The organism is Amycolatopsis sp. lyj-109, from assembly GCF_046548995.1.
Taxonomy (GTDB): domain Bacteria; phylum Actinomycetota; class Actinomycetes; order Mycobacteriales; family Pseudonocardiaceae; genus Amycolatopsis.
Genome location: NZ_JAJPWR010000005.1, coordinates 83,054 through 95,711 on the forward strand (window position 1 = coordinate 83,054; position 12,658 = coordinate 95,711).

Below are 12,658 nucleotides of genomic sequence, written 5' to 3' on the forward strand. Positions count from 1 at the left end.
GTCCCGTCCACCGTATGACGGCCGTCAACGCTCCGCGGTTCCCTTGTCACCCAAAGGAGTCACACACGAGCAAGGCCACCCCCGGGCGATCCCCGGAAGTGGCCTTGTCGCAGCGGAAACTACTTGCCGAAGACCTGCTCCAGCCAGTCGAGGAAGTCGTAAATCCCGTCCTCGATCGGGTTGCCTGCGCTCGGCCGGAACCGGATCACCTGCGGGTCGTGGTCGCTGGCCTGGTCGGCGAACTCCGCGTTGATGTGGACGACGTCGTAGTCGACCCCGCGCGGCGCCCGCGACGCCAGGATGTGGTCCAGCACCTGGGACTGGCCCTCGAACACGTAGCTGTACCGCTCGGCATCCGGCACCGACGCGATCAGGTCCTTCAGCACGCCACCCGCGGTGAGCGTCTGGACCGCCGGCGAGAACGGGTAGTCGTTCAGGTCACCCGCCACCACGATGTTCGCGTTGCGATCGGCCGCCAGCAGCGAATCGACGAACCCGCGCAGCACCGTCGCCTGCTTCGCCCGCTGCACCTCGGAGCTGCGCACCGGCGGCTGGAACCGGCCGTGCGTCGGCTGGTCGCCGCCCTTGGAGTTGAAGTGGTTGGCGATGACGAACACCGTGCGGCCCTTGAAGACGAACTCGCCGGCCAGGGGCTTCCGGCTGGTCGTCCACGCCTCGTTCGCGGGGTCGACGCGGCCCGGCGACGCGGTCAGGTGCGCCTTGCCGTGCTCGCGCACCACGCCCACCGCCGTCGTCGACGTCCCACCCGGACGGTCCACGAAGGACACGCGCGCCGGGTTGAACAGGAACGCCACGCGGATGTTGCCGCCCGGCTGGCCGCCGTCCTGGTCGTTCACCGGGTCGATCTCGCGCCACTGGTAGCGCGGGCCACCCTTGGCCACGATCGCGTCGGTGAACTTCTGCAGCGTCTGATCGGCCGCGACGGTGCCGTCGTCGGTCGCGCCCGTGTTGTCCTGGATCTCCTCCAGGTTCACGATGTCCGGCGTCGCCAGGTGCGTCACGATCGCCTCGCCGAGCCGGTCGTACTTCGCCTGCGGGTCGCCCGGCGCGAGGTTCTCGACGTTGTAGGTCGCGACCGCGAGCTCGCCGGTCCGCTGCCTGCGCGTGGTCTCGCCCTGCAGCCCGTTGTCCTTTTCGGTCCCCAGCACGCCGGCGAACAGCGTGTAGCCACCGAAGTTGCTGTACTCGACCGGCCCGGACGTGGTGCCGGTCAGCACGTCACCGACGTTGAGCTTCGGGAACGGCCGCTCGGCGAACGGGATCAGCGACGAAACCTTCATGACGCCGCTGTTGAGCTGGTCGTACCCCAGGTAGACGCTGCCGCCGCGCACCGACTTGTGCTGGTCCGGCTTGCTGGTCACGTACAGCTCGTTGAACGAGTTCGTCGGGCCGACGACCCGCGCGTCGGTGACCGAAACGATCTCGCTCTCGTGCGCCTCCCAGAAGTCCAGCGCGTACTTCGCCGGCTCCAGGGCGAGCGGCTCGATGTTGCCGCCGGGCGACGGCGCGTACGTCGTCGGCACGGTGTCCGGGTTCAGCACGGTCGGCGCCGGCAGGGCGTTTCCGTGCGAGTCGACCGTCCACTGTGCACTGCTCAGCTCGGTCAGCGACTGGTAGTTCGACGTCGCGGGCGCGTCCGGGTAGAACTCGCGGACGGTACCGATCGCGGTCACCGCGTCGCCGACCGCGACGGCCGGGCTCGTCGAGCCGGTGAAGACGAACAGGCCCTCGCTGGTGCGCGGGTCGTTGTCCGGATTCGGGTCGGTCAGCCAGAACCCGCGCTGCGAGCCGAACGTCCGGGTCGCGGTGACGACGCCGGTGACGCCGGAGACCTTCTTGTCCTTGAAGGGCGAAATGCGCGTGGTGCCCTGGATGTCGTGGATCTTCGCCGGGGTCGGCGCCGGGCCGGGGTCGCCGCCGGTCGACTCGCCCGCGGTGTTGGTCGGGCTCGGGTCGCCGACGGTGAAGTCGGCGGCGTTGTCGTCGGTGTCGGCGAGCGCCGTGCCACGCGCGACGGACGTCGTGTTCGACGGCGCCGCGGTCGGGTTGCCCTCGCGCACGGTCGCCGTGCCGAACCCGACAAGGTCCTTGATCCGTGCGTCGGCGGCGCAGTCGGCCGCGGTCTTGCAGGTCAGCGCGGTGGTGCCGGAGACGAGGGCGATCGTGCCGGCGGTGGCCGACATCGCGATCGCGCCGGTCGCGTCCGGCGTGGGCAGCGCGACGGTGCCGCCGGAGCCCTTGCCTTCGGCCACGAGGTAGCGCCCGCCCGGCGCGACGCTGCCCGCCAGCGGCGTCACCTGCCAGGCGCTCGACGGGCTCGCCGAACCGGGCAGGTACTGAACGCTGAAGCCGGCCAGGCTCGCGGCCGCGCCCCCGCGGTTGCCGAGCTCGACGAAGTCGCTGGTGAGCGTCGCGCCGGAGTTGCCACCACCGCCGTAGACCTCGGCGATGACCGCGTCGGCGCTCGGCGCGGCGAGCGCGGCCGGTGCCGCCACGCCGCCGAGCACCAGGCCCGACGCGACGGCCACCGTGAAGGCAGCCTTGGATCTGTGGGTCTTGGTCACCCTGAGTCCCCTTTGTGCTTGAACAGTCGTGGCATAGTCCCCCGAGCAGGTGAGGAGGAGGAAGACAAAGATGCAACGATTCGTAACAACTACTTTCGTCGTCACTCATTCGGCAGAGCAGGTTTCGTGATCACGCTCGTTCTCGGCGGAGACGTCGACCTCCCGGCCCGCACCACCCCCTCGGCCGCCTTCGACCGGTTGAATCCGCTGCTCGAAGGGGCCGATCTCCGGTTCGTGAACCTCGCCGGCCCCGTCGACGCGGCGGCGGCCGAGGCGCTGAAGTCGACCGGCATCGACGTCGTCTCGGTCGCCAACGACGCGCCCCACCCGCCGGCGAGCCTCGCGGTCCTCGAGCACGCCGGAATCGCGTACTGCGGCGCGGGCGCGAACCTCGACGCCGCGCACGCGCCCGCGTCGGTCGAGCGATCCGGGAAAAAGGTCGCATTCCTCGCGTACACGTCGCTTCGCCGCCCTTTCGCCGCGCAGCCGGATCTCCCGGTCCTCGCGCAAGCGTTTGCGACGACGGCGTACCAGCCGGATCCGCACGTCGCGGAGATTCCGGGCCGCCCACCGCTCGTCCGCACCATGCCGGTGCCCGAGCACCTGGACCGGCTGGGTGCCGACATCGAACGGGCGAAGAGCGACCACGACCACGTCGTCGTCTCGATGCACTGGGGCCTGCCCGGCGCCGAGCTCACCGAGTACCAGGTCACCTACGGGCGTGCGGCGATCGACGCCGGAGCCGACCTGGTCGCCGGGCACGGGCCGCGCACCATCCAGGCCGTCGAGGTGTACCGCGGCCGGCCGATCCTCTACAGCCTCGGCAACCTCGTCGCCGACCGGCCGGACGGACTGCTGGCCGGGTGCATGTTCGGCGACGAACCGCGGGTCGAGCTCATCCCGGTGCGGCGGACTGCCGGCAACGAGTGCGAGCCGCTCGCCGGGGACGAAGCGGACAAGGTGCTGCGGTACGTCGCGGAGGTTTCGGCGCTGCGCTCCACGACGGTGACCGTCCAGAGCGGAATTGCATCGGTATCCGTTGGCGCGTAACGGATTGCGCCCGTCCTGTGACAGTCGGAGACCGGCGTGTCACCCATCCGGCGCATCTGCCTTAAATGAAGGTCAAGGGCCGGAACAACCTGCGTGAAGCGGCGGTACGGTCTGCGTGAGCCGCCGGAAAAGTGGCACAGACCACTCCCCGACAGCTCTCGGTCGGCACGACACGGGGGGAGGGAGAACGATCATGTGGGGGCTGATTGTTCTCAGCAGCGTGTTCGTGCTGGTGCTGGGGATAGCCGCGGTCGTGGACCTTCGGGACCACGACCGCGGCGAACACCGGGTCTAGCGCACCGCCTGCCTCCCCTGGTAGCGGCCGAGGAGCGTGCGCGCGCCGGCGAGCGCGACCCGCCCGGCACCCTTCGCGCTCGCGGCCAGCACCGTCGTCCAGTCGAAGTAGTCGCGCCAGAGCACGATCCGGCCCGCCTCGACCTCGAACGTGCCGCACACCCAGAATTCCGCCTCCCACGCGCCGCGGCGCAGCACGTCCGTGCGTTCGGTGAGCACGACGTTGCCGTCCGCGGCGATGTGGTGGGTTCGCGCCTCGAACCCGGAGCCGTACTTGGCCATGATGCGCAGCTGCTTCTCGACCGCCGCGACGCCGCGGGCGGGCGGCAACGGCACGTTCTGGTACACGATGTCGCTCGCCGCGAACGTCAGCGCGCGGTCGATGTCGAGGTCTTCGAGAGCCTTGAGGAAACCGGTCACCACTACCTGGGGTTCATCGGTCATGACCCCAGGCTACGGCTCAGAACGGCCGGTCGCCCGCGATGGCGACGCGCTCCGCGATCCGGCCGTGCGGGTGGTAGTCGTTGACCGCGTAGTGCTGCGTCGCGCGGTTGTCCCAGAACGCGACCGAGTTCGGCCGCCAGCTGAACCGGACCTGGAATTCAGGCGTGTGAGCCTGCAGGAACAGGTACCTCAGCAGCCGGTCGCTCTCGGCCCGGTCCAGGCCGACGACGTGCGTGGTGAACGCCTGGTTGACGAACAGGGTGCGCCGCCCGGTCTCCGGGTGCGTCCGGACCACCGGGTGTTCCACCGGCGGGAAACGGTCCTGCCACTGCGCCAGCAGCGCGGGATCGGAGAACCGGTCGAAGCCGGGGAGGTAGTCGTGCACCGCGGTGAGCCCGTCGATGCGGTCGCGGACGTCCGCGGGCAGGTTGTCGTAGGCCGCGGCCATGTCGGCCCACATCGTGTCGCCGCCGACGGGCGGCACCTCGATCAGCCGCAGCACCGAACCCAGCGCCGGTTCGGGCCGCCAGGTGACGTCGGTGTGCCAGACGTTCTCGTACCCGGGCATGGCCGCCGTGCGCTCGAAGCGCGTGACCGCGGCGTCGTCGCCCTGCGGGATGAACGGGTTGGTCTCCAGCTCGCCCCAGTTCGCGGCGAACGCACGCTGCTGCGCCGAGGTGATCCGCTGGTCGCGGAAGAAGAGCACCTTCCACTCGAGCAGCGCGCGGTTGAGCTCTTCGCGCAGGCCAGAACCCACCTCGGCACCGAGGTCGACGCCGTCGATCTCGGCACCGATCACCCGGCCCAGCGGGCGGAGGGTGAACAGCTCGTACTGCTTCCGCTGCGGTTCCCGGAGGATCCGGGGGCCTTCGACGATGCCATCCGCGGGCGTGACGGCCGCACGCAGCTGAATCCGGGCCGGAAGATCTACGGACATGGTTGTGCTCCAAGGGTTTTCGGGAAATCGGACGCCGGGTTCGCGTCAGGCGGGCGGCGAACCCAGGCGGCCGCGGCGCAGCAGGAGCTCCACGACGCCCTCCCCCATCGACCGCGCGAAGGCCCGGATCGGCGTGGTTTCCGAGGTGGCGGACATATGACCATGGTCGCTGTCTTCCCGACGCGCGGTCAAGACGTCCACTTGGTGGAACGCTTACAACGCCGCAGGTCACCGCGATGCGAGCGGCTCGGGAGCATGAGGCAAGATCTTCCACGATCGGGTGAGCGCCCTTGATGACGGAGGTCCCCATGCCGGAAGGCAGAGGCTCGCGGATCGACAGCAGCAACCCGGAGCCTCGCCCCGGGTCCGGGAGCTTCGCCACCCGGAACCCCCCGAAGCGGCCCGACCGGCTGCGTGCCGCCGCCGACCTGCTCGACCAGGCCGCGGCCGCCGACGACAAGGCAGCGGGGCGGTTCGCCGAAGCCCGCGTCGATTCGACGCCGTTCGGCATCTCGCCGCAGGCCCGCGAGCTGGCCGCGCGCTGGGCCACGGCGCTGGCGGCGCGGGAGGCGGACGCGCGCGTCCTCGGCGACGCGACGTCGGACCTGGCGGGCCGGCTGCGGATGGCCGCGGTGAGCACCCGGAGCACGGGTTTCCGGGGGCGGTTAGCGGTGGCACCGTGACCGTCGAGGTCTTCGAACACCCGGCCCTGTCGTCGGCCGCGGCCCAGCTGTCCGCGTTGCGCGCGGCAGCCGGCCGGCTCGGCGTCGCGGACCCGGTGGCGGCGCTGCGGCACCTCGACTGCGCGCCGGCGTCGATCCGCACGTCCGCCTCGGCGGTCGACACCGGCGCGCTGGTGGTGACCTCGGCGCAGGCCGAGTTCCGCGCCGGCGTCGAGCACGCCGAAAACGGCGGCAGCGCGGAGACTTTCGGCACCTGGGCGGACACAGTGGACGGTCAGTACGCCGCGGCGGCGCGGGCGGCCGCGGCCACGGCGGCGCTGGGCGCCCGCATCGCCGACCGGCTGGACGAACTGGCGGAGGCCGCGTCCGAAGAGGTGTGCGCGCTGGCGTCCGCCGCGGCGGCCTCGGTGTCGGCGGTCCTGGCCGGCGACCGCTCGGCCGAAGTGGTGAGCGAGGTCAGCGCGACGTGCTCGGCAGTGATCCGGGCCGTGCAGGAAAAGGTCGCGGCGCTGACCGCGCTGGCGGCCGAGCTGGAGCCGGTGACGGCCCCGGTCGTCGAACTCAGCTGAAGTGCTCGCGGGCCCACTCCTCGAAAGGCCGCGCGGGATGCCCGGTGACCTGGGCGACGTCCAGCGAGACGGGTTCCGGGTCCTCGACGAGTGATGCCCAGTGGTTCACCGCGCTGGCTGCGAATTCCGCGCCCAGGTAAGCACTGAGCTCTGCTTTCGCTTCCTCCGGCGGCTGTTCTTCCCACCTGACGGGCGTGCCGAGCACCTCCCCGATGAGCCGCACCTGTTCGGCGTGCGCGAGGGATTCCGGGCCGGTGACGAGGTAGATCCGCTTCGCGTGGTCCCCGGTGAGCGCTTCGACGGCCATGTCGGCGACATCGCGTTCGTGGACGACCGACCGTTTCGCCTGCCCGTAAGCCGCCCGGACCACGCCGGTGCCGACTTGCTGCGCCCAAGCGAGCGCGTTGGTGGCGAGGCCCGTGACGCGGAGGAAGGTCCAGTCGTCGGTCACCTTCTCGACGGCGGCTTCGACGTCTCCCCAGACGCCGCCGTCTTCGGCGGACATGGCGGAGAGGTAGACGATTTTCTTGCCCCGGAAGGGTTCCACGGCCCGCTCGATACCGTCGGCGGTGAAGAAGGGCCAGAGCAGGTAGACGGCGTCGACCCCGGCGGCGGCTTCGGCGGGATCGGTGATGTCGCCTTGGACGACGTCGACGCCGTCGGGGGCCTTCGCGAGGTCCCGGACGAGGACTCTGGTGTCCACGCCGGCGGCCTTCAGGCCGGCGACGACGTGCCGGCCGGTGTGGCCGGTGGCCCCGGTGACGAGAACGTTCATGGTGCGCTCCTGGTGATCAGCTGGTGCCGACCACGGTCACACTTCAAGAGCCCTTCAAGTCAAGCACGGCTCAGCTCGTCCCGCGCCGCATCGAGGAACGCGACCTTCGGTCCCCGGAGGTGATCCCACAGCGAGCCGTCCTCGAGTTCCTGCCAGAGAACGTGATCCAGCGCCTTCACGTAGGCGCGGGCCAGGCCGTGCAGGTTCGAGGCGAACAGGACGTGGATCATCCGTTCGCAGACCCACAACTCGTCGAGCGCATCCAAGGCCGTCGTCTGCCGCGACGGCGTCTTCTTGCGGTTCTCGGCAGCGCGTTCGGCCTCCTGGGCGACGCGGATGAACTGGCGCAACAGATCCAGCTGCTCCTCGCGCCGCGTCTCGGCACGCGCGGCGGCCAGCCGCCGTTGCTCGCTGCGCTCGTTCCGACGTTGCACGCTGGTCTGCACCAGGTACGACAGGCCACCACCGAGCAGCACCCCGGTCAAGGACAGGACCGCGAGCCACACCTGCGTCTGCATGCCGCACTTCATACCAAAGGACAGCAAACGCCCGGCGCCTTCGAGAGGATCGCCGGGCGTTTGCCGGTAAGAGCGGAACAACGGGGATGTCTTTCAAGCCCGGCACCCACCGAGGTGACCACCATCGGGGGTCCGGGGGCGAAGCCCTCCGGGCGGGGTCTGGGGGTTGCACCCCCGGAAAACACGGCGAGCGAGGTATGTCGACGTTTCCGTCGACATACCTCGCCCACTCGAGAGCGGTGGCGGTGGGATTTGAACCCACGGACGGGGATTAGCCGTCACACGATTTCGAGTCGTGCTCCTTCGGCCGCTCGGACACGCCACCGCCGAGAACAGTACCCGAGCGCCGACGCGGGTCTCACCTGGGGTCGGCGGGCCGGCTGCCGCGCAGCCTGACCTGGGCCTCGCGAACCGCGCGGCGAGCTCGGTGGCGGACGTCCGCCGCCGTCGAACGGAACTGGGCCGACCTTCGCTGGGCGCGGCCCGACGCCTCCAGACGGCGGTTGCCGGTCACCTCGCCGGCCTTCTCGCGAGCGCTGCCCACTGCCTGCTTGATCCGGTGCTTCATCGTCATACCGGAGGAGTACCCAAAAATCAGCGACGCGTCGCGAAGTACGTCTCCAGGAGCCCGGCGCACTCGTCCACCAGGACGCCGCCGTGCACCTCCGGGCGGTGGTTGAGCCGCCGGTCGCGCACGACGTCCCACAACGACCCCACCGCGCCCGTCTTGGGCTCCCACGCCCCGAACACCAGCCGGGTGATGCGGGCCAGCACCAGCGCGCCCGCGCACATCGTGCACGGCTCCAGCGTCACCGCCAGCGTGCAGCCCTCGAGCCGCCAGCCGTCGCCCACCACCTGGGCCGCCGCGCGCAGGGCGAGGATCTCGGCGTGCGCCGTGGGGTCGCCCAGCTCGACGCGCGCGTTGCGGGCCGCGGCCAGCGGGATGCCGTCGGGGCCGAACACCACCGCCCCGATCGGCACGTCCGAGCCCGGGGCGCGCGCCGCTTCCAGCGCCGCCTCCACGGCCTCGGTGTCGGACGGGCGTCTCAGAGCTCGTCCAGGAGCTTGGCGAACTCGCTGCCGAACCCGCAGCGCTGCGCCACCATCTGCAGCTGCTCGTCCGGGTACAGGTCGACCTCGCCGACGATGACCTCCAGTTCCGGCCCGGGCAGCCCGAGGTCGGCCAGGATCCCCAGGTCGCCCTCGGGCCAGACGGAGTCGTCCTCCTCGTCCGGCGGGTCGACGCGCAGGACGTCGAGGACGTCCGCCGCGATGTCGTAGTCCAGCGCCGCCGCCGCGTCCGAGAGCAGCAACGACGGCCCCCGTGGACTCGGCCGGACGATCACGAAGAACTCGTCGTCGACCGCCAGCAGCCCGAAGCTCGCGCCGGTGGAACGTAGTTTGCCCAGTTCAGTGATCGCTGCGTCCAGCTCGGTCAACGCTCCTGGATCGAGCGCACTGCACCGCCACCGACCGTCTTCCCGGACCACAGCCACCGCGAAGCCCGTGACCGGCTCTTCCACCGCCATGCGCACACCGTATTCCGCCGGTCGATCCGGCGCACGCACGGTGCGCCCGAAGCGCCGCATGCGGCACTATCGGGACCATGACCGGCCCCACTGACCTGCCCACCTTGCCCGGCACGCCGTTCGCCGGGCTCCTCGACGACGCGCGGGCCCTGCAGGACCGCACGGTCGCCCTCCGGCGGGCCGTGCACCGCCACCCGGAACAGGGCCTCCAGCTGCCGCGGACGCAGGCGGCGATCCGGGAATCCCTGGCCGACCTGCCGCTGGAGATCATCGAAGGCAAGGCCACGACGTCGCTGACGGCTGTCCTGCGCGGCGGGCGGCCCGGTCCGGCGGTGCTGCTGCGCGGCGACATGGACGCGCTGCCGCTGACCGAGGAGACCGGTCTCGACTTCGCGTCGGAGGACCCGGAGTCGATGCACGCGTGCGGGCACGACACGCACGTCGCGATGCTGGCTTCGGCGGCGCGGCTGCTCGCCGAGCGCCGGGACCAGCTCGCCGGGTCGGTCGTGTTCATGTTCCAGCCGGGTGAGGAAGGTCACCACGGCGCCCGGTTCATGATCCACGAGGGCGTGCTCGACGCGGCCGGGACGCGGGTCGAGCGCGCGTTCGGCGTGCACATCCTGGCCAACGCGCGCAGCGGGCTGCTGCAGCTGCGGCCCGGCCCGCTGATGGCGTCGGCGGACTCGTTCCACGTGCGCGTCACCGGCAAGGGCGGCCACGGCTCCGCGCCGCAGCACGCGATCGACCCGGTGCCGGCCGCCGCGGCGATGGTCGGGGCGCTGCACACGATGATCACGCGCCGGGTCAGCGTGTTTGACCCCGCGGTGCTCTCGGTGACCCGGATCCAGGCCGGCACGACGTCGAACATCATCCCGGAGACCGCCGAGCTCGAAGGCACGATCCGCACGCTGTCCGAGCCGACGCGCGCGCTGGTCCGCGCCGAGCTGCCGAAGGTGTGCGAGCAGGTCGGCGCGGCCTACGGCTGCCGCGTGGTCGCCGACGTCGAACCGGGCTACCCGGTGACGGTGAACGACGACCGGATCGCCGCCGAGGTGCTGGAGCTGGGCGCGGCCGTGCTGGGTCGGGACAACGTCGAACTGCTCGCCGACCCGCTGATGGGTGCCGAGGACTTTTCCTACGTTCTGCAACGCGTGCCCGGCGCGTACGCGTTCCTCGGCGCGTGCCCGCCCGGCGTCGAGCCCGCCGAAGCGGCGGCGAACCACTCCAACCGCGTGCTCTTCGACGAGGACGCGATGCCGAACGGCGTCGCGATGCTCGCCGCCTTCGCGCTCGACGCCCTCCGTCAGGGCCCGGTCCGCGACGGGCGGCCGTCCTCCAAGTGACCGGCGAAGCGGCGACGCCAGCCCGGCGTCTCGAACGTGATGTCGTACCAGCCGTTGCGCGCCGGCACCGGGAAGTCGTGCGCGCCACCGGGCGGGAGGGTGACGTCGTTCAGCGTGACCGGTGACGGTCCGCGGTTGGTCACCGTGACCCGCAGCGCGGGCGTGCCGGCGAAGGTGACGGCCGCCTCGAGGTCCAAGCCGCCCGAAGCCTCGACGACGAAGCCGTTCGGGCCGTGGACGGCGACGTCGTAGGTCCCGCCGTGCGCGACTTCGCCCGTCGTCTCGCTCTTCGGGCCGACGTCGAAGCGTTGCGACGTCCCGCCCGCGTGGTAGGCGTACGCGGCCAGCTGCAGCGCCTGCGTCCCGTGGTTGGCCAGGTGCAGCGTCAAGACACCCGCCTCGGCCGCGACCCAGGCGACCGGCTGGTACGGCAGCGGACGCGCCTTCGCCGTGCCGGGGTCCTGCACCAGCGCGCCCGGCCCCAGCCCGGGCTTCGGCAGCCGCCGCTGCGTCCGGTCGGCTTCGGCGCGCAACGCGTTCGCGTCGGGCAGCAGCGGGATGGTCGTGTCGGGCGCCCGGAAGTCGAAACAGCTGGTCAGATCACCGCAGATGGCCCGGCGCCAGGCCGAGATGTTCGGCTCGCGCACGCCGGTCCACGTCTCCAGGAACCGCAGCACCGACGTGTGGTCGAAGACCTGCGAGTTCACCCAGCCACCGCGGCTCCACGGCGAAACGACGGTCATCGGCACGCGCGGGCCCAGCCCGATCGGGACAGGCGGCCCGGACGGCTCGCCCTTCTCCGGCCGGTTGCCCGGCAGGTACTCGCCGGGTGTGCCGGGCGGCGGCGTCGGCGGGACGACGTGGTCGAAGAAGCCGTCGTTTTCGTCGTAGTTGATCAAGACGACGGTCGATTCCCACAGCGACGGGTTGTCCCACAACGCTTTCAGCATGCGCTGGATGTAGGCGGCGCCGTCGACCGGCCGCGCCGCCGGGTGCTCGCAGTAGCCGTACGGGGCCACGACCCACGAGACCGCGGGCAGTGTCCCGGCCGCGCAGTCGGCGATGAACTCGGCCAGCACGTGGTCGAGGTCCTTCCCCTTCCCGGAGTCGGGCAGGAGCTTCTTGCGCAGGTTCCCGCGTTCGGCCAGCCGGCGCTTCACCGGGTCCATCGAGTACAGCGCGTCGTGGAAGTTCTGGAACAGCCAGAGCGGGTTGTCGCCGTAGTCGCCGACGAAGTGCTCGGGGACGCCGCGCTCCTCGTCGTTCGCGTAGATCCGCCACGAGATGCCCGCGGCCTCGAGCCGCTCGGGGTACGTCGGCCAGCGGAACGAAGGTTCGTAGTCGGGCGCGTTGTGCGTCGCGGGGCCGCCGGCGACGCCGTCCGGGTCGATCGTGCCGGTCCAGTGGTACAGCCGGTTCGGGTGCGTCGGGCCCTGGATCGAGCAGAAGTAGTTGTCGCACAAGGTGAACGCGCCCGCCAGCGCGTGCTGGAACGGCAGGTCGTCGCGCGTGAAGTACCCCATCGTCATCGGGCTCTTCGCCGCGACCCAGCGGTCGTATCCGCCGCCGTTCCACGCGCGGTGCGTGCTGTTCCAGTCGTGCGGCAGCTCGCCGAGGTCCTGACCGTCCACAACGGACGTGTCGACCCGGAACGGCAGCACCGGCCCACCCCGGTCGCCGCGCTGGCGGAAGACGTCGCGCAGGGCCGCGCGGTCGCCGAAGCCGCGGACGCCGGCCATGGTGCCGTAGTACTGGTCGAACGACCGGTTCTCCTGCATCAGGACGACGACGTGGCGGACGTCGTCGATCGTGCCCTTCCTCGGCACGGGGGCACAGGCCGCGGACAGCGCACCGGCAGCCGTGGCCGCGGCCGCGCCGCCGAGCACGGTGCGACGACGGATCCGGCCCATTCCCACCTCCTCGCGGCAGCT

At 71.3% G+C, this 12,658-nt stretch carries 13 protein-coding genes and 1 tRNA gene; 4 read left to right on the top strand and 10 right to left on the bottom strand.

Features of this window, described 5'->3' with window-relative positions; translation table 11 throughout:
• Nucleotides 1-119: 119 nt before the first annotated feature.
• The gene (locus ACLJQF_RS12410; RefSeq protein WP_410608428.1) at nt 120-2,585 is read right to left on the bottom strand and encodes an endonuclease/exonuclease/phosphatase family protein; all 2,466 of its coding nucleotides are present in this window, start codon (nt 2,583-2,585) and stop codon (nt 120-122) included.
• A gap of 126 nt (nt 2,586-2,711) precedes the next feature.
• On the opposite strand from ACLJQF_RS12410, the gene ACLJQF_RS12415 reads away from it, so the two are divergent.
• Entirely contained in the window at nt 2,712-3,635 is a 924-nt protein-coding gene (locus ACLJQF_RS12415; RefSeq protein WP_410608429.1) for a CapA family protein, read from the top strand.
• Nucleotides 3,636-3,926: 291 nt separating this feature from the next.
• Here ACLJQF_RS12415 and ACLJQF_RS12420 read toward each other — a convergent pair whose 3' ends face one another.
• Nucleotides 3,927-4,373, bottom strand: coding sequence for a limonene-1,2-epoxide hydrolase family protein (locus ACLJQF_RS12420; protein WP_410608430.1), 447 nt, complete (start codon nt 4,371-4,373; stop codon nt 3,927-3,929).
• Nucleotides 4,374-4,389: 16 nt separating this feature from the next.
• On the bottom strand, nt 4,390-5,310 hold the full coding sequence (locus ACLJQF_RS12425) for a TauD/TfdA dioxygenase family protein (RefSeq protein ID WP_410608431.1): 921 nt from the start codon (nt 5,308-5,310) through the stop codon (nt 4,390-4,392).
• Between the two features lie 308 nt (nt 5,311-5,618).
• Between ACLJQF_RS12425 and ACLJQF_RS12430 the strand changes: the two genes are divergently transcribed.
• Both ACLJQF_RS12430 and ACLJQF_RS12435 read left to right on the top strand, forming a co-directional pair.
• Nucleotides 5,619-5,993 (top strand): hypothetical protein, encoded by a 375-nt coding sequence (locus ACLJQF_RS12430; protein WP_410608432.1) that lies wholly within the window; start codon nt 5,619-5,621, stop codon nt 5,991-5,993.
• Nucleotides 5,990-6,562, top strand: coding sequence for a hypothetical protein (locus ACLJQF_RS12435; protein WP_410608433.1), 573 nt, complete (start codon nt 5,990-5,992; stop codon nt 6,560-6,562). The genes ACLJQF_RS12430 and ACLJQF_RS12435 overlap by 4 nt, the downstream gene beginning before the upstream one ends.
• Here the strand turns inward: ACLJQF_RS12435 and ACLJQF_RS12440 are convergent.
• From ACLJQF_RS12440 to ACLJQF_RS12465, 6 genes are all read right to left on the bottom strand, one after another.
• Entirely contained in the window at nt 6,555-7,337 is a 783-nt protein-coding gene (locus ACLJQF_RS12440; protein ID WP_410608434.1) for an SDR family oxidoreductase, read from the bottom strand. The two genes, ACLJQF_RS12435 and ACLJQF_RS12440, sit on opposite strands and share 8 nt — an antisense overlap.
• Before the next feature lie 59 nt (nt 7,338-7,396).
• Nucleotides 7,397-7,855, bottom strand: a complete 459-nt coding sequence (locus ACLJQF_RS12445; RefSeq protein WP_410608435.1) for a hypothetical protein — start codon at nt 7,853-7,855, stop codon at nt 7,397-7,399.
• A 237-nt stretch (nt 7,856-8,092) separates the two neighbouring features.
• A tRNA-Ser gene (locus tag ACLJQF_RS12450) sits at nt 8,093-8,180 on the bottom strand.
• 33 nt (nt 8,181-8,213) lie between these two features.
• A complete protein-coding gene (locus tag ACLJQF_RS12455; RefSeq protein ID WP_410608436.1) occupies nt 8,214-8,429 on the bottom strand; it encodes a CsbD family protein in 216 nt (71 codons plus the stop codon).
• Nucleotides 8,430-8,449: 20 nt separating this feature from the next.
• The gene (locus tag ACLJQF_RS12460; RefSeq protein WP_410608437.1) at nt 8,450-8,878 is read right to left on the bottom strand and encodes a nucleoside deaminase; all 429 of its coding nucleotides are present in this window, start codon (nt 8,876-8,878) and stop codon (nt 8,450-8,452) included.
• A 23-nt stretch (nt 8,879-8,901) separates the two neighbouring features.
• On the bottom strand, nt 8,902-9,384 hold the full coding sequence (locus ACLJQF_RS12465) for a tRNA adenosine deaminase-associated protein (RefSeq protein WP_205624177.1): 483 nt from the start codon (nt 9,382-9,384) through the stop codon (nt 8,902-8,904).
• Nucleotides 9,385-9,461: 77 nt separating this feature from the next.
• Here ACLJQF_RS12465 and ACLJQF_RS12470 point away from each other — a divergent pair, with 77 nt between their 5' ends.
• The gene (locus ACLJQF_RS12470; RefSeq protein WP_410608438.1) at nt 9,462-10,727 is read left to right on the top strand and encodes a M20 metallopeptidase family protein; all 1,266 of its coding nucleotides are present in this window, start codon (nt 9,462-9,464) and stop codon (nt 10,725-10,727) included.
• On the opposite strand, the gene ACLJQF_RS12475 is transcribed toward ACLJQF_RS12470, so the two are convergent.
• Entirely contained in the window at nt 10,688-12,637 is a 1,950-nt protein-coding gene (locus tag ACLJQF_RS12475; protein WP_410608439.1) for a phosphocholine-specific phospholipase C, read from the bottom strand. The genes ACLJQF_RS12470 and ACLJQF_RS12475 overlap by 40 nt on opposite strands.
• Between the last annotated feature and the right edge of the window lie 21 nt (nt 12,638-12,658).

Coding starts and splice junctions, on each gene's coding strand:
- ACLJQF_RS12420 (WP_410608430.1), bottom strand. CDS start 4,373: ATGACCGATGAACCCCAGGTAGTGGTGACCGGTTTCCTCAAGGCTCTC.
- ACLJQF_RS12425 (WP_410608431.1), bottom strand. CDS start 5,310: ATGTCCGTAGATCTTCCGGCCCGGATTCAGCTGCGTGCGGCCGTCACG.
- ACLJQF_RS12430 (WP_410608432.1), top strand. CDS start 5,619: ATGCCGGAAGGCAGAGGCTCGCGGATCGACAGCAGCAACCCGGAGCCT.
- ACLJQF_RS12440 (WP_410608434.1), bottom strand. CDS start 7,337: ATGAACGTTCTCGTCACCGGGGCCACCGGCCACACCGGCCGGCACGTC.
- ACLJQF_RS12445 (WP_410608435.1), bottom strand. CDS start 7,855: ATGCAGACGCAGGTGTGGCTCGCGGTCCTGTCCTTGACCGGGGTGCTG.
- ACLJQF_RS12455 (WP_410608436.1), bottom strand. CDS start 8,429: ATGACGATGAAGCACCGGATCAAGCAGGCAGTGGGCAGCGCTCGCGAG.
- ACLJQF_RS12465 (WP_205624177.1), bottom strand. CDS start 9,384: ATGGCGGTGGAAGAGCCGGTCACGGGCTTCGCGGTGGCTGTGGTCCGG.
- ACLJQF_RS12470 (WP_410608438.1), top strand. CDS start 9,462: ATGACCGGCCCCACTGACCTGCCCACCTTGCCCGGCACGCCGTTCGCC.
- ACLJQF_RS12475 (WP_410608439.1), bottom strand. CDS start 12,637: ATGGGCCGGATCCGTCGTCGCACCGTGCTCGGCGGCGCGGCCGCGGCC.